This is a genomic window from Pseudoalteromonas sp. MMG005 (assembly GCF_018101015.1).
In the GTDB taxonomy this organism is placed as follows: Bacteria; Pseudomonadota; Gammaproteobacteria; order Enterobacterales; family Alteromonadaceae; genus Pseudoalteromonas; species Pseudoalteromonas aurantia.
Genome location: NZ_JAGJEK010000002.1, coordinates 238,653 through 257,370 on the forward strand (window position 1 = coordinate 238,653; position 18,718 = coordinate 257,370).

The window sequence follows — 18,718 nt, forward strand, 5'->3', positions numbered from 1 at the left end:
CGCTAAAAACTGCGAAAAGAAAGTGTTAATGTGAGTGCCTCATCAGTATTGACTCTAAGAAAATCAAGGCCATGCATTTTACTAGTTTGCCATTGAGATTCGTTAAATTGCAAGGGCCTTTGCCATGAAATCAACGCAATTTCATCTAATTGTAGAGTTGCATTACCGTCAGTGGGAGGAGCGTGCGTTAATGCTAAATTAACACCTCTAGCTGGCAGATTTTCAGGACCCATAACTTGACTATCATCAGGGAGTTCAAAATGATGGACGAACGGTGTCCAATCATAACTTGATGCAGTCATAAGAGGGACTCTATTGAATGAAAATTCGAACCCATCTTCAGCTGTCGTTACAGTTAATTCAGCATTAAAGTCGCCTGCATTGTCACCTTTAGCATAGCCAAAAAGTGTAAATTCGTGGTATGCATCGGAAACACTTTCCGATGGGGTGATAGGCATAGTGCGAATTGTTTGTCTAAATGGTAACCGCAAAGGGGTATTGTCGAATTGTGTTCTTGTAAGGCACATACCTTGGCGATGTCTATATACACCTGTTATACAAGGTATTGCATCTTCATCACTGTGTTCCCAGCGAGATACTTCACCAAACTCATCATCGTTATCCCAGTCTTCAAAGTCACCGAATATCATCAAATCTCTGCCGAGTGTGAATTGAGCACTGTTATTTTTGTCAGCAGTAATTTGCGCTAAAAATGCATTGCTTGGCGCGAAAGCTCTTAAATCTACAATTTGTGTTCCAGCCGATATGGTGATTGTTTTTGTGGTAGTTATCGGTGGAGTATTCAGGCCTTGAAAAGTGACTAAGGCATAGCCTGATTTAGGAATAACAGTCACGTTATCGTCTGAAAACTCCGCGAGCCGTCGTGATAAATAATCACTCAAAAAGCCATTTACTAACCGAGGTTGGTAGTCTTCAATATAAATTGGATATGCTTTAGCGCGCTGTATTTTGTGTTCAGCAGCATTATCAATGGTTACAGATACAGCCACACCTAACAAAGTCTCCAAGCGGTTTTGGTCGAATATTAAGTTGCCTAAACCTAAAATCGCGGGTGTCGAGTCATAAACAGCGAAGCCTTGGGCAACGTGAGGGTGGTGTGCAATAGCCAAATCAATAGAGCGTCGAGCTGCGAATTCGAAGCGGTTAGTTATGTACTGTGTCGGAGAGAAAGAGTACTCATCGCCACCATGCATTTGTACTATTGCAAAGTCATGATTTGATGCGACATCAGTGAGTGCATTGTTTAACTCTAAATCGTTGGTTAAATCGGCTGCCCCTCCCTTATTTTCTTGTGCGATATAGTTTATAGGATTGGCGTTACCGGTAATTGATGTCGCAGATACCAAGCCTAAATTAATGCCATTCACTCGTGTTGTAAGTGGGCGGTAAGCTTGAGTCGCATTCATGCCCGCACCACTATGGAGAAAACCCGCATCATTCACGTATTTTAACGTATCTATTAGGCCTGGTTCTAAATAGTCGTACACATGATTATTACCCAGTGCAACATAATCAACGCCTATATCTTTTAAACTATTTAATGTATCAGGGAGAGAGAAAAACGAAAACTCTTTGGTGGGGTGGACACTGCTTGGGTTTGATAATACAGGCGATTCTAAGTTTATTGAGCTAAAATCTGCAGTTGCAAACAAAGGTTTGATAAATTTAGTAATGTTTGTGGCACTGGTTGCAGCAGTTTCATTTTGAATGAGTGCTTGTGCAACATTAGGCACATTGTTGGTCATGGTCACTAAACTGGGGTCCATGAACCTGCGGCCGAACATAGTATCACCACCAAATAACAGTGTAGCCTGCTGTGATGTTTGCGCGATTAAATTAATAGTTGTTGATGTGGTTGATAATAAACGCATATTAGAAATATGTGGCGCATACCCAAGTTTATTTACAACAAGGGTATAGTTTCCGAGTTTTATATTTGTAACTTCTGCTTGGCCTACATTGTCGGTATTTAACACCTTACCTGCAAAAGTGACGAGTGCATTAGCAAGAGGTTGCCCTGAGTGATTAAGTACTTTTAGTGACATATTTGCGGTTTTGTCACTTTGTTGGTTTTGTTGTTGTTGTTCTTGTTGCTGCTGTTCTGTTTCTGGTGCATCGTAAGCATCTTCTACAGAGCAACCTAAAAGTAAGAGTGTAGTACACAGCGCAATTAATACATCTCTAATTGAAAACCATACTTTTTTTCTATGCATATAGCCTCGGACCTAAAAATAAAACATTATTAATACATAAATCCATCCTTTAGTATTGTAATTTAATTATTGTCATAACAACAGACTGTTTAAATATTTATTCAGATGAAATGAATGACTGTGTGGTGATAGCTGTACAATTTGAATGTTAATTAAGAGTATAGACCTTATTGTGCAAAATAGTTTACATTTTTCTAGTCCAGTGACTATTCTTAGAGTATGATCGCGCTAAATTGATAACACCCCTTTTTGAGGAACGAATGCGTCTTGAAATTCATTGTGCAGACCGTATCGGTATTGCTCAGGAAATACTCAATATATTAGTCAATTACCAAGTTGATTTGAAAGGTATTGAAGTGGATTCTGTTAATTGCAGAATGTACGTTAGCTTTCCACCGATTGAATTTGAACAGTTTCAAAAGATTATGCCTGAGATTCGCCTTATTGATGGGGTCGAAGACGTGAGAACGACGGCTTTTTTACCATCGGAACGTGAACATAATGAGTTAAACACTTTGCTCAGTGCATTGCCTGATGGGGTCATTTCAATTGATGCGAAAGGCTGGGTGAGGCATTGTAATGATGCGGCGAGTAAAGATATTAACCTCCCAGATTCAGATATTATTGGTGAAAACATCAATAATTTATTGAAAGGGTTTAATTTTACTCGATGGCTAGAAGGGAAAGAAGTATTAGGTCAAACAACGCGAGTCGAGGTTGGTGGTGAGGATTATATTGCTGATATATTACCGATCGCAGTGCCTCAAGGTCCAGAAGGGGATGTGTTAGCTGGTGCGGTAATTAATATTAAGTCACAAAGCCGATTAGGGCAGCAAGTGAGTGCGTTTAGGCGATACGGACAAGAAAGTTTTGCGACTATCCATAATCATAGTACCGCGATGCGACGGGTTGTACGCGAAGCGCGAAAAATGGCGCAGCTGGAAGCGCCAATATTAATTACGGGTGAAACAGGGACAGGTAAAGAGCTACTGGCAAGAGCATGTCACTATGCGTCAAATCGATCGCTCAAGCCGTTTATAGCACTTTCTTGTGCTTCGTTGCCTGATGATGTTGCTGAGTCTGAGCTATTCGGTTATGCCGGATATGAAGATAATGCTGCTCCGAAACGAGGTGTACTTGAACAAGCTGATGGCGGCACTGTATTTTTGGATGAAGTGGGGGAAATGTCTCGCCAATTACAGACCAAGTTACTACGCTTTTTGCAAGACGGTACATTTAGAAAAGTCGGGGATGAAAACGAAGTTAAAGTCAATGTTAGGATTGTAGCGGCTACACAAAAAGATTTGCCAGCGATGGTACAAGAGGGGAGTTTTCGAGAAGACCTGTACTATCGAATCAATGTACTGACTTTGGAGATCGCGCCGTTACGAGACCGAAAGGCAGATGTTGGCCCGCTAGCAGAGCACTTTATTCAAAAGTACGCGCAGCAGAATGGCCAAGTTGCTCCTTTACTAGACAGTGATTGCCTCGAGTTTCTAGAACAGTACCCTTGGCCTGGAAATATACGCCAATTAGAAAACTCTATCTATCGAGCTGTGTCGTTACTCGATGATAAGCAATTGCGTGTTGAGCATATGCAACTACCGACCTTCACTCATGATTTAGGGTATCTTGAATCAGACTTTGAAGGGTCGTTAGAGCAGGCAGTAAAACGCTTTGAAGCAACGTTATTACGTAAGCTTTATCCCGCATATCCGAGTTCTCGACAACTAGCGAAAAGGTTAGGCCTGAGCCATACGGCGGTTGCGAATAAACTAAGAGAATATGGCATTAACAGAAAAACAGTGAAGGTGTAGGTAACAGCCTACACACTTTCAAATCAGGTGTTATTTAGTCCCCATATTCTTAATAACACCTTCTAGCTTGATATACTTGATGCCATTATCTTCAAAAATTACATCGATACTAATGTTATTTCGCGCAAAAAAGTAGTCAATACCATTGAGTGTAAGTACATAACTGCCTTTAACATCACTGCTAAAGTCTCCTTTACGCAGCGACAATTTGTTTTTACCTAATGTCCAGCTGAATTCATCGATAAAGCCTTTGTAAAATTCTTGGATCCACACATTACTTTCATCTTTGCTGAGTGTAATTGCGATGGAATATGACTCTGGGATTTCAGACATATTGTAACGTTTTGGGCCAATACGAAATTTTTTAATATCGCTTTCCCAACCAAAACCAAAATAAAATCCCTTTGATGCACCGCCAGAAAAGCGCAGTTCACCAGGTCCTTTAAAATCAAAATCTGCATAGCTGAAAGGTGAAAAAGCAAATAACGCAGCTGACAGTAAGATCTTAAATTTACGCATGTTTTCCCCTATGATCAAATCGTTATAACACTGTACTAAGCCTAGTTTAGTGTTTCATTCGGATCAAGTAATACTTGTGAGTGTAAGCGGCTATGATAGAATGAAGTGCCATGCAAACTGGTAAGACCATTTTATGAATCTGTATTTTCGACTATTATTACTTTTCTTAAAAATCAAGAATAATAAATTAACTCAGCCTTTATTAGATCCAGTTGATATTGATTTTAAAGTGATGCCAAGTGATTGTGATATCAATTTACACCTCACCAATTCACGATATCTTGCTTTTATGGATTTAGCCCGAACTTGGATGACAGAGAAAATGGGGCTATTCAGTGAAGTAATGAAACGTCGCTGGTTTCCTATTGTTAATGCTACAGCGATAACTTATATACGAGATATTAAGCCATTTCAAAAGTTTACCGTCACCACAAAACTAGTAAGCTGGGACCATAAATACTTTTATATAGAACAAAAGTTTCATTCGGAGCGAGGGCTACATGCAATTGCATTTGTGCGAGGCGTTTTTCGTCATAAGCATGGTATTGTTCCGATAGAAGAAATGTTAGAGGTAGCGGGCTACAAAGGAGATACACCAGAAATGCCTGTAGAAATTATGCACTGGAAAGCGATGCTAGAGGCGAAGAAAAGCAGCAATTTAGCAAAATAAAAGGCCATTAAACATGGCCTTGATGATTGAGAAAAGTACTGGTTGAAACGATTCTAGAACTTATACTTAATGCCAAGCATGGCGACAACGGGGTCAATCTCAACATCTGACGTGAGCGCTTTTTTACCATCAGCGTACACGGTAGCGTCAGTGTCGATATCCATTTTTGATAGCATTGCGTGGATGCCCCACTTATCATTGAGTTGGTAATTGAAGCCCGCTTGTACGGCAAAACCGAAAGAGTTATCTAAATCGACTTTTACATCATTTGTTCCCAATGTCGCTTTTAATGCGGCTGTTGGCTCTTCATCAAAAAAGACTGTGTAGTTAACGCCAACCCCAATGAATGGTCGAAACTTCGCACCGGCATCTAAAAAGTGGTACTGGGCTAACAAAGTAGGAGGAAGTTGCTTTACTTTCGCGATTTCGGCACCTTGTAATCCACCCGCGCCATTTACCGTATGTGAAAAGGGGGTGGCTGCAATGAGTTCAAATACGATATTGTCTGAATATTGATAGTCAAACGTAATACCCAGTTGTGTATCTGAGTCAGCAACTAAACCAAGCGCTTTGTTTTGGTCAATTGCAGAAGCTGTACTGGTAGGGTTTACATTAATAGCACCTACATTCACGCTTAGTTTAGCTTGAGCAAATGGGGTTGCAACCAAGCATGTTGATAGTAGTACTGCGCTAAATTTTTTCATTTTCATCTCCTGAATCTCTGCAAGGTAATTTGCTTTGTTGGCCCCATGTTATAGCGTTATTTTTTTATAAAATTGTTCTAGATCAAATTTTAAATTATGTTCTTTCAGAAATTTCTGAAAGTTTGATTTGGATTAAGTTTTGCAAATAATTAAGCGTCGATGGCCTACATTGATTTTTTTGCATTACCTTCGTAAGTGACCTAAAAGCGACATAATTACGCCATTAAAGTGCAATAATTAGGCGCTGTAATAGGTAGGGTCTTTTCGCTATTTTGAGTATTGTCATGGCTCAGCAAACCGTTTTACAAAGCTCGGCACTGGATATGCTTGTTACAAGGTTACAAACACTGATACAGGCTCCGTCAATTACACCTAACGATGCAGGCACTATTGACTGGCTTGCCAATGAGTTGCAATTGCTTGGGTTTGAAATTGATGCTTTAACATCGCAGCATGGCGTTAAAAACTTGATAGCAAAGCGATGTTTTGGGGCTGGGCCTGTTATGGCTTTTTCAGGGCATGTTGATGTGGTGCCTGCGAAGAGCGTTGGATGGATTGTCGATCCGTTTCAAGGTGAAGTTGTGAATGACAGTGTATATGGACGCGGTGCGGCAGATATGAAAGGTGGAATTGCCGCTATGCTCTGTGCGACAGAGAGGTTATGTCAGCATCATGAACATGCTATTGGTACCTTTTATTGGCTCATAACGTCTGATGAGGAAGGGGAAGCTGAGCATGGTTCAAAATATATTGCGGCGCACTTACAACAACACAATGTTCAATTAAATGGGTGTTTGGTGGGGGAGCCGACTTCGGATAAGCACGTTGGTGATACGATTAAGAATGGGCGCAGAGGTGCATTATCAGCACGAATGCTAGTGTCGGGGATCGCAGGCCATGTGGCTTACCCTGAAAATACGGTGAATGCAGCACATATTGCAGGTGATATTGTATCTGCATTGGCGAACTTAACATGGTGGAAAGATGTTGCAGGTTCAAAAACCCATTTGCAAGTAACAGGCATATCAGTACCAAATATTATTGATAACCTCGTGCCGAGTGAATGTGAGGTTACATTTAATATTAGATATAGTCATGCTTATGATAGTAAACAGATACAATCGCTCGTGCTATCAGCCCTTAGTAAGTGGAATGCAAATATTTCTGTGAAGTGGGAACGACCATGCGAGCCTTATTACACGGGTAATAAAGGGCAAGGGTGTTTTTTATCAATGGTAGAAAGCGCGGTAGCGAGTGTGACTGCACAGTACCCGGCATTAAGCACTGCTGGTGGAACATCGGACGGGCGGTTTTTTTCCAGCGACTTTACCCAAGTCGTTGAGTGTGGGGTTCGAAATCATACAATTCACCAAACTAATGAGCATGTGCCAATTGCTGATTTGAAACAGGTAGAAAAAATTTACAGAGGAGTGCTCGCACGATTCTTCATTGGCTCAAATAGCGCAATATAAAAAATTGAAGTGGGGCCTTGAAAAAGCATTTGCCGACCATAGATAGGATTATGAAGGTGGCTCATGTAGGACCTTCATATTAATTTAATACTTTTTATATTTTTATTACGTTATTTTTGGTTCTTTAAGAAGAAAAGTAACGTTTATCGCTTATTTAGAGGATAGCATTATGCGTACCGTAGATTTATCTCCACTATACCGTTCATTCATTGGTTTTGATCATTTAGCATCTTTAATGGATGCCGCTGCACGTACCGATAAGCAGCCAAGCTTTCCGCCTTATAATATTGAGGCGCTTGATCAAGATAAATATCAAATTACGATGGCAGTAGCAGGCTTTTCAGAGCAAGAGCTTAATATTGAGTCTGAAAACAATACCTTAAAAGTAGCTGGTGTTAAGGCTGATAAAGTGAGCCAAGCCGAGCGTAAATTTATTCATCAAGGCATTGCCGAGCGTAATTTTGAGCGGAAGTTCCAATTAGGAGATCATGTTAAAGTGATCGCAGCTCAGTTAGATAACGGTTTGCTTGTAATTGATTTAGAAAGAGAGGTTCCTGAAGCGTTAAAACCTCAGAAGATAGCAATCAGAAAAAGCAAATTGATTGAAAGTAATTAGTTACTCGTCAAACGATAACTTGGTCAGGTTGGCCAAGTTTCAACTCTCAATATTAAGTAATGTTAAGCCAGCTTTTATACTTTGAGCTGGCATTTTTTTGTGTGGACATTGGCTTAATGATGCATCGCACAGTTCAAAACCCAATAGCTCAACAGTCTACAACTTCTTACACAATGGCGGATACTTCAGCGCTAAATTAACGTAAGATAGCCAAGGAATAGTGGTAAAACACAGGAATTTTTGGGTTATATGCAATTAAAACGCTGGCACGTATGGACTGTACCAAGTTTAATTATACTTTTCAGTTTATTTTGGTATAAAAACTTTTTAGTACGTTATGCTGTAAACGCTTATGGGTTACCTGCATCTTTTTCGGTTACGTGTTTGTCTTGGTCAATGAATAGTTTGAGCGAGTTAAAAGTTGAAAAGTTATGTATAAAAAATGATGAGTATATAGTAACTATATTTAATGCCATCGTCTCTCGAGAGATAGCTCTGATTGGAAAGCTAGATGTTCAACACAAAAAAAGTCAGGATGCAACATCACAAAATGTTACCGCAACCCCACTGCAGATACCACTCATTGCACAGCGGCCAAGAATAAGTATCAACGAGCTCACAGTTGCGACTGAATATTTGTCAAAGCCAATATCTATAGGTCTCTATGAACATCAATTGAATGTGTTTAGGTTAGAGAGCGACCTAAAAGGGGAGGTGGCAATAAATGCAGACGCTGTAACTGTCAGATTGCACCTAGATAGCCCATTGATTTATCGAAATACACCAAAACAAATCAAACATCTAAAAGGACAGACCTCTTTTATTTATACCGGGTTATCTGTACAGGCAACAGCGGATATAAATATAGAAAGCGCTTTTACACAGGCACAGTGCGAGGTAGGGGCTACTGTATTCGGCCAGCTTTTTCTTGATTTTGATGTGGCTACAGCATCAGCCGATCTTGATCTAAGTAAATTACAGACTGAAGCGGTTGGTACAACGTGTATAGATAGTTTACCAGAAACATATGCGAATTATGTCAAGCCTCTATTAGCGCATCCATGGGACATCTCAATTCCAAAAATAGCAAGAGGGACAACAGATACGATAGCCATTTCAAAAATAACGGCCAATAACAATCTAACGGATGAGGTCGCAATGACTGATATGGAGTTTGATATTAATAAAGCGCAGCTTACTTTTGACTGGCATTGGGCACATAGTTCGAACACGTTAGGTACATTTATACATCGCGCACAAGTCGGAGTAGATGAGCATCAGTTTACTTCACAGAATAATTTGGCGTTTCAAACGTCGGAATTAGATGTTAATGGAGTAAATTTGCATGCTGGAGTAGGCGATATCGAGTTTTCAGTCAATGGAAATATTACAGCTAGTGCCAACTTTGACGTGTCGGGCAAAGGGGTTGTACAGACACAGATGCTCAGATATGAAAGTACACAATTTAATGACGTAAGAGCGGCTATTGAATTTGACGCGCATAGGGGAAATGTTACAGAAATAGATGCCAATATTGAACTAAATACTGACTCGGTTAATTATGAACCGTTGGTGTTATTTGATATATCAGCCAAGGCTAATGTGGCACTGGATAAGTTGCAAAATGTGGTATTGCGTTCAGAGTTATCCGTTGGAAAAATACAACACGCGGATCTACAAATAAAAGGGGTCGAACAGCAGCTTTTTGTTAATGCCAAACTTGATACTAGCGAAAGCCATGCAAAATTTCGTTTACAGACAGCCATCGATGCGATAAAAACGCCCTCGATGAAAATTGGGGCCATTGATATTGCGAGCCAAGGAGATTTTAATCGAAGCTTATCTCTAGAGCATATTATAAGCTATGCAGAGCAAGAGTTACTGCTAGAGCATCAGTTAACCCCTCAAGGTCATCCATTCACTCTGACAATAGCACAGCAGCCGGTTGTAAACTTACAGCCTCTACTGGCACAAGTTATGCCTCAATTACAGGTAACTCAAGGTACTTTTAATGGTAAAGTCGACGGCGATTTAGCATTGCAAAAAGCTGATTTTCGAGGACAACTAAAAGATGTTTCGGTGCTGTATGATAGTCACTTTATTGATGGTGTTGATACCACTTTTTCGGGAAGCCTGAGTTCAGGAGATATTAAGATTGAAAATTCTAAACTGAACATTGAGCAAATACGAACAGGCGCAGTGTTATCAAATATTACGGCTGATTATTGGGTTGATGGACAGCAAGCAACGATTGCAAAGCTGCGCGCTAACGTCTTTAACGGACAGGTGTATTTACCCCAGTTACACGTTTTTTCTGAACAGCAAACATTAGCGCTGTCGTTGCTTGATCTTGACTTGGGTATGGTTGCTGAAGCAGGCCGTGATGCGGGAATAGCGCTATCTGGTAGAGTTTCGGGCAAGTTACCTATCTTTATTAATGGTAATGCCATTAGCATTGAAAATGGCACACTCTATAATGTAGACACGGGACAATTGGTCGTTGAAGACAATGCATCGGTGAACGCCCTGAAAGCTCAACAACCAAGTCTAACCACCGTCATAGGGTTACTGGATAACTTAACGGTTAATACATTGACCAGCGACGTAAATCTCACCGCAGACGGGTGGTTGACATTAGGGGTAAAGATTGTGGGTGAAAATGAAGAGCAAGCTCAACCTGTTAATTTTAATTATACCCATACAGAGAATATTTTTACCCTGTTTAAAGCGCTACGGTTAAGTGATGAAATAACCCAACGTGTTGAACAGGCCCTCACTAAATAGGAGTAAGTTAAATGAAATGGATGATACCCATATTGAGTATTTTACTGTTATCGGCATGTACTCATAAAGTGCAAGTTGAAACGAAAGAGCCGATCACGATCAATTTGAATGTCAAAGTTGACCATGAGATACGCGTAAAAGTAGATAAAGAGTTGGACGATTTGTTTAGCGATGACAGCGAATTATTCTAAAGGAGAATGAAATGAAAATAATTAAATTAGCATTGGTAGTTATTGCATTTAGCATGACTTTTTCTGCACTTGCACTCACGCTGACTAACGCCAAGTCGCAAGGCTTAGTCGGGGAAACGGAAAGTGGATATTTGGCGTTGGTAACAAGCAACCCACAAGCACAGGCTTTAATTAAGTCAGTTAATGCAAAAAGAAAAAGTAAATATGCACAATTGGCAAAGAAAAACAATTTAAGTTTATCGCAAGTAGAGACTTTAGCTGGCCAGAAAGCAGTTGCAAAAACAGCCTCAGGTCACTTTATTAAAGTAAATGGTCAGTGGATAAAGAAGTAACTTTGTGTGGCGACACAACCAAAAAATATTCCCATACTTTTTTGGTTGTGTGCGTTCGTAACCGCCCGTTTAAGTACGATATCAGTTCCTGTTTAAGCTCTTTTTTGTAATACTCTGCTTATGCTTTTCAATTGAAATATGGTGTCATGCAGTACAACATTAATGGCTTATACGTAGATTTAGTGAAGGGAGTTGTGATTGATGGAGTTGAGTGCGCAACGATTCGTAGTAAGACATTACAAGTATTAGTGAAGTTAATTGCAAACCGAGAGCGTATTGTTACCAAGCAGGAGTTGCTAGAGGATATTTGGCATGATGTCATTGTGCAAGAGCAAGTACTGGCGCAATCTATCAAAGAACTTCGAGATTTATTTGGAAGCGACACCATAAAAACCTTCCCTCGCAATGGCTATCAATGGATTGCTGATTTAGAAGTATCCTCGGTAAAGAATAAAAATAATCAAGATAAAAAAAAGATGATATGGGTAAGCGCGATATGTGTCGTTAGTTTGCTGGTATTGACGTTGGTAAATACTCTCTCTTCAAAGAGATTGAGTATTGCATTTTTGCCTGTTGATAATGCGATGCAAGATACAGAGCATAATTGGGTGTCAGTGCAAGGTCTGGAATACTTAAGCCAGCGGTTATCTCAGTCGAGTGAACTTGATGTTATTGACAGCGGCCATATTTTATATGCTTTAGAGCGGTTAGATGTTAATCAACGGCAACGATTCGACGGTGCGAATGTTTATCCTTTGCGTGCTAAATTAGAAGCTGACTTATTGGTGAAAACACGTTTAACGGGGTTCCCTGAAGATTATCAATTACATTACTTTATCTATTCTGAGCATAATGCTGAACGAGGTGTGGTTAACGCTAGAACGGTTAACCGAGGATTTGAACTATTAGTTGAGTTAATCGCAAAGCGCTTTGATTCCTATCAGCCGAGCAACTTTCAACTTAATAAAAATGTGTTTAGTAATGAAGCCTTCGCAAGGGGCGTAGAGTTATATTTACAAAATCAGTTTGAGCAAGCAAGTGCACTATTTGCAAGCGCATTACAAAGCAATCATGAGTTGTTAGCCGCAAGGCGATATCTTGCCGCTAGTTATGCAAATACCGCACGTCAAAGCGAAGCAATCACACTATTGGAAGAAAATATTGTACTGGCAAGTAAACAGCAAAATAGAGAATTGATTAGGGCTCACTTACTGATCGGTTATTTGAAAATTAACTGGCCGACATCAGACAGTCGAACAAATGAATTAAGAGAGGCCTCAGAGCACATTGCTCAAGCAAAGAAATTGGCAGAACAACAGCAAGATAAACTATTTATTGCTTATTCGTATGAAGAACTTGGGAAAATAAAACGCTTACAAGGCCGATATACACAGGCGATTAGATTGCTGACCTTAGCATTGGCTTATCATCGGGAATTTAATAGTAGCTATGGACAAACTGCTGCACTCATTGAGTTAGCTAAGGTAGCTTCTGAACAATTTGAAGTTGATGAAAGTGAGCATTATTTACAGGAAGCACTACTTATTGCGCAGAAAAGTCATGCTCAAGCGAACTTGGTTTGGGTTTATTTAGCCAAAGCAGATATTGCTCGTAGCCAGTTAAATAAAGTAAAGGCATTGCGGTATGCAAATAAGGCCAAAGAAGTCGCGCAGCAAAGTGATAGCCAGCTGCTGATCAGCCGTGTTGAAGCATGGTTTAACCATGCTTCAGTATATAGTGTTAACTAATCAGGTGATTATACGCACTATAGGCTACAGTAGTCTTTTTGCTTAGGAGACCACTCAGGCACACTATCATATTGTTCAATACGATTGTTTCTAAATGAAGATATTTGCTGTGTTACTTGATGTGTTGATAGTAGGGTGTCTTTTGCAAAGTAGACCCAATCCACGTCTTGGTAGTATTGACGCATAACTGGATTTTGTACCAGTTGCTCTTGAATAAACCACAAATTGAAATTAATAGACATAGGTACCTCGGGAAATACTTCAGGTCCGTGAGTGGCGAATAACCGACCATTTATGTAGTAGCGTAATGTATTATCTGCCACATGTAATACGAGTGTGTTCCAACCTTGCAGACTGCGTATACTTGCGTCATGCTGGTTTACTTTTGTCCATGGTGTTAGTTGAAATGTTTCCCATGACGTTGCAAATAAAGCATGGTTCCCTTCTCCCCAGCCCCCATTAGCTAAATATTCAAAGTCCATTTCACTGTAGTTTTTATCCATAGGCGCTACGAGTGGACTAATTGCATAAAAGGTCTCTACTATGCCATCTCCATCAGGCCCATATTGTGGTATGTCGTTAAAGTATACTCGGGCAGCATAGGTACCTTCTCGATATTTTCGCTTGTGACAAACCTGAGTTTGACGGGTATTTACGGATGTACCGTCTGTTTTTGAGGTTAGCCTCATTATAAAGTTAGTATGATCTAAAGGGTGCGGATGGAAGGTGACACCTTCTTTCCACCATGTCGCACCTTTAACACCAGGGTGGCCTTTTTCGGTTCTAACCATCCAACCATTTTCTTTCGCTTGGGTAAAATTGGCGTAATTAAAGTCGTCAAACATTACGTGTGAATATGATTGCTCAACGCCCAGTACGTGAGAGAGAGGCGCTAAGCATAGAATGCTAATAAACATCATTTTTCTGTGCATGACTGAATACCTTGTGGTCAATATTGTTTTCGGGTTTTCAGTTGTAGTTATGTTTGTTATGGGTTGCGAATTAAATTACATTAAATTTACATTTTTTAGAGATTAAAATTTTTTAAATATATGTATATTAATATTTTTATTTTAGGTCTTTTTGATTTAGGTGTTATTTACACATAAGGAAAGCGCACACTCAAAAGGAAAACATTTTGATTAGGTAGGTGCATTACAAGAAAAATGACTATTGAAGTGAGTGTGGGGAAGCGCGAGAAGTTGCTCTGATAATGCTGATGGTTGGTATGATGGAACTTAGAAGAAAAATGAGTAAGGTATACCTAAGTAAACCTTACTCATTGGGCTAGTAACTTTAATTGTGGAATAGTGAGTGCTATGCGCTTGGCACCATTTGTACTTCAACTTCTTGACCCGTTTTTAATCGCTCAGCACCTCGAACAGCTACATTGTCACCGATGGATAATGAACCTTGGCTGATAGGCGTGATGGCAACAAGCGTGCCTTGCCCTTTGCCAACAGTCACTGGGATTTTATGCGCGGTGTTTTTATCATCAATTTTAACTATGTGTACGCCTTCTTTGCGTAAAATAAGGGCATCTCTATTGATTAACCAAGTTGTACTGTTAGTTTTGAGAGGGACTGAAACGTCGACTAGTTGGCCGACAGCCCACAGTTGTGCTGTGTTTTGTGTGAGCGTTGCGCGAACTTCAAATGACTGTGAACGAGGATCGGTTGTTGGAATTATACTGGTAATGATAGCCGTGCTGGCCTGTGGCTTATCTAAATTACCTGCTGTAAAAGGCAGTGATTCGCCTTTCTTTATATAGCTAAGGTACTTAACAGGGATGTACATTCTAATTTCTAAATTGGTCATATCTGTTAGTTGAAGTAACTCATCGGCACGATTAATATCTTTTCCAGAACGCATATAGCGGGCGCTGATCACGCCAGAAAATGGCGCAACCAATGTCGCTCGATGTAATTTATCTGCAATGACTTTTAATGCAATGTTCGCAAGTGCAATATCTGACTGAGCTAAATCATGTTTATTTTGAACTAAATCAACTTGGCTTGCAGCTGCACTACTAGACTGAGCGAGCTTTTTGAGGCGGCTGAGTTCTTGTTTATGGAATCGCAAGTTGATTTTCGCTCGGGTCAACATTTCTTGCTGCCTAGCTTGTTCAAACTCCAATGGGAGCGTATCGATTCTGGCAAGCACCTCGCCTTTTTGAACAGCTGTTCCTGGTTCAATTACATGTGTAAGTAGACCATCAATACCGGCCGTTAATTTAACATCTTGTTTGCCATGCAAAGTGCCATGAAGTGCAAGTTGACTGGTTAATGGCGCCTGTTTAATACTTTCGACTGCGACAGGAACGGCAGCATAAACGCCATTGCACATCATTCCTGCGGCTAAGAGGACGAACTTACTAAAACATGTCAGTTTTAACACTACTTTTTGGTACATAACGCGTCCCTTTATTGATTCGCAACGAGATTAACAATTGAAGCTTTGTCTTTAATAATGTGTGTTTCTTTTGGTTTCTTTTGCTGGCCAAGTAATAATAAACTGGGCATTAATATCAAGGTGAATAAGGCACTAATAGCCATTCCACCGACAATAACAGTGGCGAGACCTCGATAAATTTCAGATCCGACACCAGGCACAAGCATCAAAGGCAGCATGCCAAACAAGCTGGTCAATGTACTTAAATAGACCGGTCTGGCTCTGAGTAATATAGCTTGTCGAACTGCGTCTTTACGTACTATGCCTTGCTGTTCTGCAGTACGGGTTTGGTCTACAAGCAAAATGGCGTTGTTGACGACTAACCCGAGCAAGATAATAAAGCCTATCATAGTGAGTAGGTCTAGGGACTGGAAAGTAAATAGGTTCAGTATATATAACGCAAGCACACCACCTGCAATCGCAAGAGGCATCACCAAAAGTACCAATAAGCTGTCTTTTGCAGATTTAAACAATGCAGTCATTAGTAAAAAGAGGATGAATAGTGCCAACATAAAGTTGAGAGTCATCTCTTCGATAGCTGAGTTCATCTTCTGTGCATTGCCAGCCAATATGACACTGGTATTTTTTGGAATATTTGCTCTGACTGTCGGCATAACCTTCTCAGCTAAAATACTTTGGGCTTCTTGCAAACTCATATTTTCTGGAGGAGTAACAACAACTGACACGGTACGCTTACCGTTAACTCTTCGCAGTTGACTCGGGCCGACAGTACGCTCTATAACTGCTAATTCACCTAAAGTTTGTATTCCTGAGGAAGGAGTTACGATTGGTAGTGCTTTCAGCTCCTCAGGGGTTGACCATGGATGAGCTCTCAAAATAACGTTCATACGCTCATTCCCGTTGAAGTATTCATTAATGAATAGTCCCCCCGTAAATGCCTGCACAGCTTGAGCGACATCATTTCGAGTAAGTCCAGCTTGCGTTATTCTACGATCATTGGGGTGTAGCCTAAGCTCAGGCTCTGCCATATCAAGGCTTGGTTGAGGTTGCGCTGTTGCATCAGGAAATGCCTCTTTTACGGTTTCTAAAGTGACTCTTGCACCCGCTATGAGTTCATCCATATTAGGGCCAGTCAAATCTATATTGATAGCTCGGCCATCACCGCCATTGGAGACACTGATCATTGAACCTCGAAATAGAAATACTTGGGTATCAGGCAGATCATGAAATATCTCTTTTTTGGCAACTTCCATTAACTCTTCAACACGTGTGGGGTCATCTGAATAGATAAATCCACCGGCATTGGCTCCAAAAATATAAAAGTTGTAATCCTTTATTTTTGGGAGTTTTTCGCCATCATGGTAAGGCTTAATACGTTGCTTGACCCGTTTTGCTAACTCTTCTTCCATAAAGCCGATATTGCCACCAGGCGGTGTATTCAAAGAATAAAAGAAGCCATCGGTTGGTGCGCGTGGCATAAAATCTGTTTGTGGCAATAAAGTGAAAGTAATGAACATTGAACCACCGAGTAGCCCAGCCACCCAAGCAATTTGTTTTGTTTTCGTATTGGTTATTGTTGTAATAAAGGCGGTTAAATTGTGCCAATATTTCTTATATGGATCGGCGGTTGGCGTTTTATCTGGCCAAAAGTGATTCGCAATTGGGATCAGAGTCAATGCGCAGACCAATGATGTAATGACCGCAATTGACAGTGTTAGGGCAAGATCTGAGAAAAGCTGACCTTCGATACCAGCCATAAACATGATGGGTAAAAAAATAGCCACGCTTGTCGCTGTCGAGGCAAATAAGGCTCCAGCGACTTGTGTGGCACCAATCAGAGCAGATTTCTTTTGGTGTTTACTGTCACTCGATAGACGTGAGATGTTTTCTTGGACAATAATTGCAGCGTCAAGCACTAACCCGACAGCGAAAGCTAAGCCTGCAAGTGAGATCACATTGAGGCTACGTTCGAAAAGGTGAAGGGTGAAGAAGGCTACCATTAACGACACAGGGATAGTTGCAGCGATTATAAGTGTGGTTTTTATACCTCTAAAAAAGAGCCACAATATCCCGCAAGCAAGCAAAACCCCTAACCCTAGATTACTTTTGACCAGCGCTAAGGCGTTACGTATATGTACTGAAGAATCAAAACTAAGCTCAATAGCTAGGCCTGCTTCTTTTAATACTCCGCTGTTCAATTCACTTATTGCTTGGTTGATTTCATCAAGTACAGCCACTGTGTTTGCGTCATTATTTCTTGAAACAGTGATGTAATAAGCCGGTTTTCCATTTCTTAATGTCATTGAACGTCTGTCTGTAACGGTATCTTCAACAGTCGCTATGTCTTTTAGGTAAATTGCTCGGTCATCTGAATAGCCAACGCGCATCTGGCTAAGCGTATCGACATTGTATTTACCTGTGAACCGCACTGTATATTGTCGTCTCCCAACATCGGCGATGCCGCCTGAGGTATCTGTGGATGTTGAAATAGTGCGTCGAATAGAGGCTAAATCAATCCCTAGAGAAGCGGCTTTGTATGGATCAAATGTCACTCGTAGCTCACGAGCGCGTTCACTGGCCATGTTTACATGTGATATGCCTGGAATTCGCGCTAATCTTGGCTCAATAAAATCTTCAATTTGCTTTTGGTATTGCGCCATATCGAGTGTTTCAGAGTCATAATTTAGGGGGACCACGAGTAAACTTGCTGCTGTTGGCCCACCAGAGCCTGGTCCACCACCGCCACCAGCTGTTACAACTGGGTCAATCGCATCTAATGGGAGTGGAGGTACCTGATTGAGACTCGTTAGTACGTCTAGCATTGCTTGTTGCATATTGGCATCGACAGCAAAGGTCAGAGTAATTGTGCCATTACCTTGATTGATTTGTGTATTAACTTCTAATGCTCCCGGGGTGTTCTTCACTGCGTTTTCAATTGGCTCTATGATCATGGACTCAATCTCTTCGGGTGCTGCTTGTCGCCAGCCAGAAAAGATAGAGATTTGAGGTTGCACAATCTCAGGAGTGAGTTGTAGAGGGAGTTTAAAAATACTGATAGTACCGAATAGTATAATTAGTACCAGTATCACTAATACACTCGCTGGGTTTTTTAGCGAACTGCGTGTTAAGTTCATAGCCATTTCCATTTCTCGACGACAGGGGAAGTATTAAACAAAACAAGGCGGCTTGCTAGTGTGAAAATAAGCAAGTAGCAGAGAA

At 40.6% G+C, this 18,718-nt stretch carries 14 protein-coding genes; 8 read left to right on the forward strand and 6 right to left on the reverse strand.

Annotated features, from left to right (window positions below; translation table 11 throughout):
• Window positions 1–2: 2 nt before the first annotated feature.
• Window positions 3–2,234 carry a CapA family protein gene (locus J8M01_RS03080; protein WP_211056965.1) on the reverse strand — a complete coding sequence of 744 codons (2,232 nt, stop codon included), beginning with the start codon at window positions 2,232–2,234 and terminating at the stop codon, window positions 3–5.
• A 260-nt stretch (window positions 2,235–2,494) separates the two neighbouring features.
• Here J8M01_RS03080 and tyrR point away from each other — a divergent pair, with 260 nt between their 5' ends.
• The gene (tyrR, locus tag J8M01_RS03085; protein ID WP_192508310.1) at window positions 2,495–4,051 is read left to right on the forward strand and encodes a transcriptional regulator TyrR; all 1,557 of its coding nucleotides are present in this window, start codon (window positions 2,495–2,497) and stop codon (window positions 4,049–4,051) included.
• A 30-nt stretch (window positions 4,052–4,081) separates the two neighbouring features.
• On the opposite strand, the gene J8M01_RS03090 is transcribed toward tyrR, so the two are convergent.
• On the reverse strand, window positions 4,082–4,570 hold the full coding sequence (locus J8M01_RS03090) for a hypothetical protein (RefSeq protein ID WP_192508309.1): 489 nt from the start codon (window positions 4,568–4,570) through the stop codon (window positions 4,082–4,084).
• 133 nt (window positions 4,571–4,703) lie between these two features.
• Between J8M01_RS03090 and J8M01_RS03095 the strand changes: the two genes are divergently transcribed.
• The gene (locus J8M01_RS03095; protein ID WP_192508308.1) at window positions 4,704–5,240 is read left to right on the forward strand and encodes a thioesterase family protein; all 537 of its coding nucleotides are present in this window, start codon (window positions 4,704–4,706) and stop codon (window positions 5,238–5,240) included.
• 53 nt (window positions 5,241–5,293) lie between these two features.
• On the opposite strand, the gene J8M01_RS03100 is transcribed toward J8M01_RS03095, so the two are convergent.
• Window positions 5,294–5,944, reverse strand: a complete 651-nt coding sequence (locus tag J8M01_RS03100; RefSeq protein ID WP_192508307.1) for an OmpW family outer membrane protein — start codon at window positions 5,942–5,944, stop codon at window positions 5,294–5,296.
• A gap of 284 nt (window positions 5,945–6,228) precedes the next feature.
• Here J8M01_RS03100 and dapE point away from each other — a divergent pair, with 284 nt between their 5' ends.
• The 6 genes from dapE to J8M01_RS03130 all read left to right on the forward strand — a co-directional run bounded on the left by dapE (window position 6,229) and on the right by J8M01_RS03130 (window position 13,087).
• The gene (gene dapE, locus J8M01_RS03105; protein WP_211056966.1) at window positions 6,229–7,416 is read left to right on the forward strand and encodes a succinyl-diaminopimelate desuccinylase; all 1,188 of its coding nucleotides are present in this window, start codon (window positions 6,229–6,231) and stop codon (window positions 7,414–7,416) included.
• A gap of 169 nt (window positions 7,417–7,585) precedes the next feature.
• On the forward strand, window positions 7,586–8,032 hold the full coding sequence (locus J8M01_RS03110) for an Hsp20 family protein (RefSeq protein ID WP_192508305.1): 447 nt from the start codon (window positions 7,586–7,588) through the stop codon (window positions 8,030–8,032).
• Between the two features lie 249 nt (window positions 8,033–8,281).
• Window positions 8,282–10,816, forward strand: a complete 2,535-nt coding sequence (locus tag J8M01_RS03115; RefSeq protein WP_211056967.1) for a YdbH domain-containing protein — start codon at window positions 8,282–8,284, stop codon at window positions 10,814–10,816.
• An 11-nt stretch (window positions 10,817–10,827) separates the two neighbouring features.
• Window positions 10,828–11,007 (forward strand): YnbE family lipoprotein, encoded by a 180-nt coding sequence (locus tag J8M01_RS03120; protein ID WP_210995492.1) that lies wholly within the window; start codon window positions 10,828–10,830, stop codon window positions 11,005–11,007.
• An 11-nt stretch (window positions 11,008–11,018) separates the two neighbouring features.
• Window positions 11,019–11,339 (forward strand): YdbL family protein, encoded by a 321-nt coding sequence (locus J8M01_RS03125; protein WP_211056968.1) that lies wholly within the window; start codon window positions 11,019–11,021, stop codon window positions 11,337–11,339.
• 146 nt (window positions 11,340–11,485) lie between these two features.
• The gene (locus J8M01_RS03130) at window positions 11,486–13,087 is read left to right on the forward strand and encodes a winged helix-turn-helix domain-containing protein (protein WP_211056969.1); all 1,602 of its coding nucleotides are present in this window, start codon (window positions 11,486–11,488) and stop codon (window positions 13,085–13,087) included.
• A 17-nt stretch (window positions 13,088–13,104) separates the two neighbouring features.
• Here J8M01_RS03130 and J8M01_RS03135 read toward each other — a convergent pair whose 3' ends face one another.
• The 3 genes from J8M01_RS03135 to J8M01_RS03145 form a co-directional block, all read right to left on the reverse strand.
• On the reverse strand, window positions 13,105–14,019 hold the full coding sequence (locus J8M01_RS03135; protein ID WP_247670959.1) for a glycoside hydrolase family 16 protein: 915 nt from the start codon (window positions 14,017–14,019) through the stop codon (window positions 13,105–13,107).
• Window positions 14,020–14,404: 385 nt separating this feature from the next.
• Window positions 14,405–15,499, reverse strand: coding sequence for an efflux RND transporter periplasmic adaptor subunit (locus J8M01_RS03140; RefSeq protein WP_211056970.1), 1,095 nt, complete (start codon window positions 15,497–15,499; stop codon window positions 14,405–14,407).
• A gap of 11 nt (window positions 15,500–15,510) precedes the next feature.
• Window positions 15,511–18,633 carry an efflux RND transporter permease subunit gene (locus tag J8M01_RS03145; protein ID WP_211056971.1) on the reverse strand — a complete coding sequence of 1,041 codons (3,123 nt, stop codon included), beginning with the start codon at window positions 18,631–18,633 and terminating at the stop codon, window positions 15,511–15,513.
• Window positions 18,634–18,718 lie beyond the last annotated feature (85 nt).

What these genes read in the sequence shown, in the direction of transcription:
- J8M01_RS03080 (WP_211056965.1), bottom strand. Translation starts at nt 2,234, where the DNA reads ATGCATAGAAAAAAAGTATGGTTTTCAATTAGAGATGTATTAATTGCG.
- tyrR (WP_192508310.1), top strand. Translation starts at nt 2,495, where the DNA reads ATGCGTCTTGAAATTCATTGTGCAGACCGTATCGGTATTGCTCAGGAA.
- J8M01_RS03090 (WP_192508309.1), bottom strand. Translation starts at nt 4,570, where the DNA reads ATGCGTAAATTTAAGATCTTACTGTCAGCTGCGTTATTTGCTTTTTCA.
- J8M01_RS03095 (WP_192508308.1), top strand. Translation starts at nt 4,704, where the DNA reads ATGAATCTGTATTTTCGACTATTATTACTTTTCTTAAAAATCAAGAAT.
- J8M01_RS03100 (WP_192508307.1), bottom strand. Translation starts at nt 5,944, where the DNA reads ATGAAAAAATTTAGCGCAGTACTACTATCAACATGCTTGGTTGCAACC.
- dapE (WP_211056966.1), top strand. Translation starts at nt 6,229, where the DNA reads ATGGCTCAGCAAACCGTTTTACAAAGCTCGGCACTGGATATGCTTGTT.
- J8M01_RS03110 (WP_192508305.1), top strand. Translation starts at nt 7,586, where the DNA reads ATGCGTACCGTAGATTTATCTCCACTATACCGTTCATTCATTGGTTTT.
- J8M01_RS03115 (WP_211056967.1), top strand. Translation starts at nt 8,282, where the DNA reads ATGCAATTAAAACGCTGGCACGTATGGACTGTACCAAGTTTAATTATA.
- J8M01_RS03120 (WP_210995492.1), top strand. Translation starts at nt 10,828, where the DNA reads ATGAAATGGATGATACCCATATTGAGTATTTTACTGTTATCGGCATGT.
- J8M01_RS03125 (WP_211056968.1), top strand. Translation starts at nt 11,019, where the DNA reads ATGAAAATAATTAAATTAGCATTGGTAGTTATTGCATTTAGCATGACT.
- J8M01_RS03130 (WP_211056969.1), top strand. Translation starts at nt 11,486, where the DNA reads ATGCAGTACAACATTAATGGCTTATACGTAGATTTAGTGAAGGGAGTT.
- J8M01_RS03135 (WP_247670959.1), bottom strand. Translation starts at nt 14,019, where the DNA reads ATGCACAGAAAAATGATGTTTATTAGCATTCTATGCTTAGCGCCTCTC.
- J8M01_RS03140 (WP_211056970.1), bottom strand. Translation starts at nt 15,499, where the DNA reads ATGTACCAAAAAGTAGTGTTAAAACTGACATGTTTTAGTAAGTTCGTC.
- J8M01_RS03145 (WP_211056971.1), bottom strand. Translation starts at nt 18,633, where the DNA reads ATGAACTTAACACGCAGTTCGCTAAAAAACCCAGCGAGTGTATTAGTG.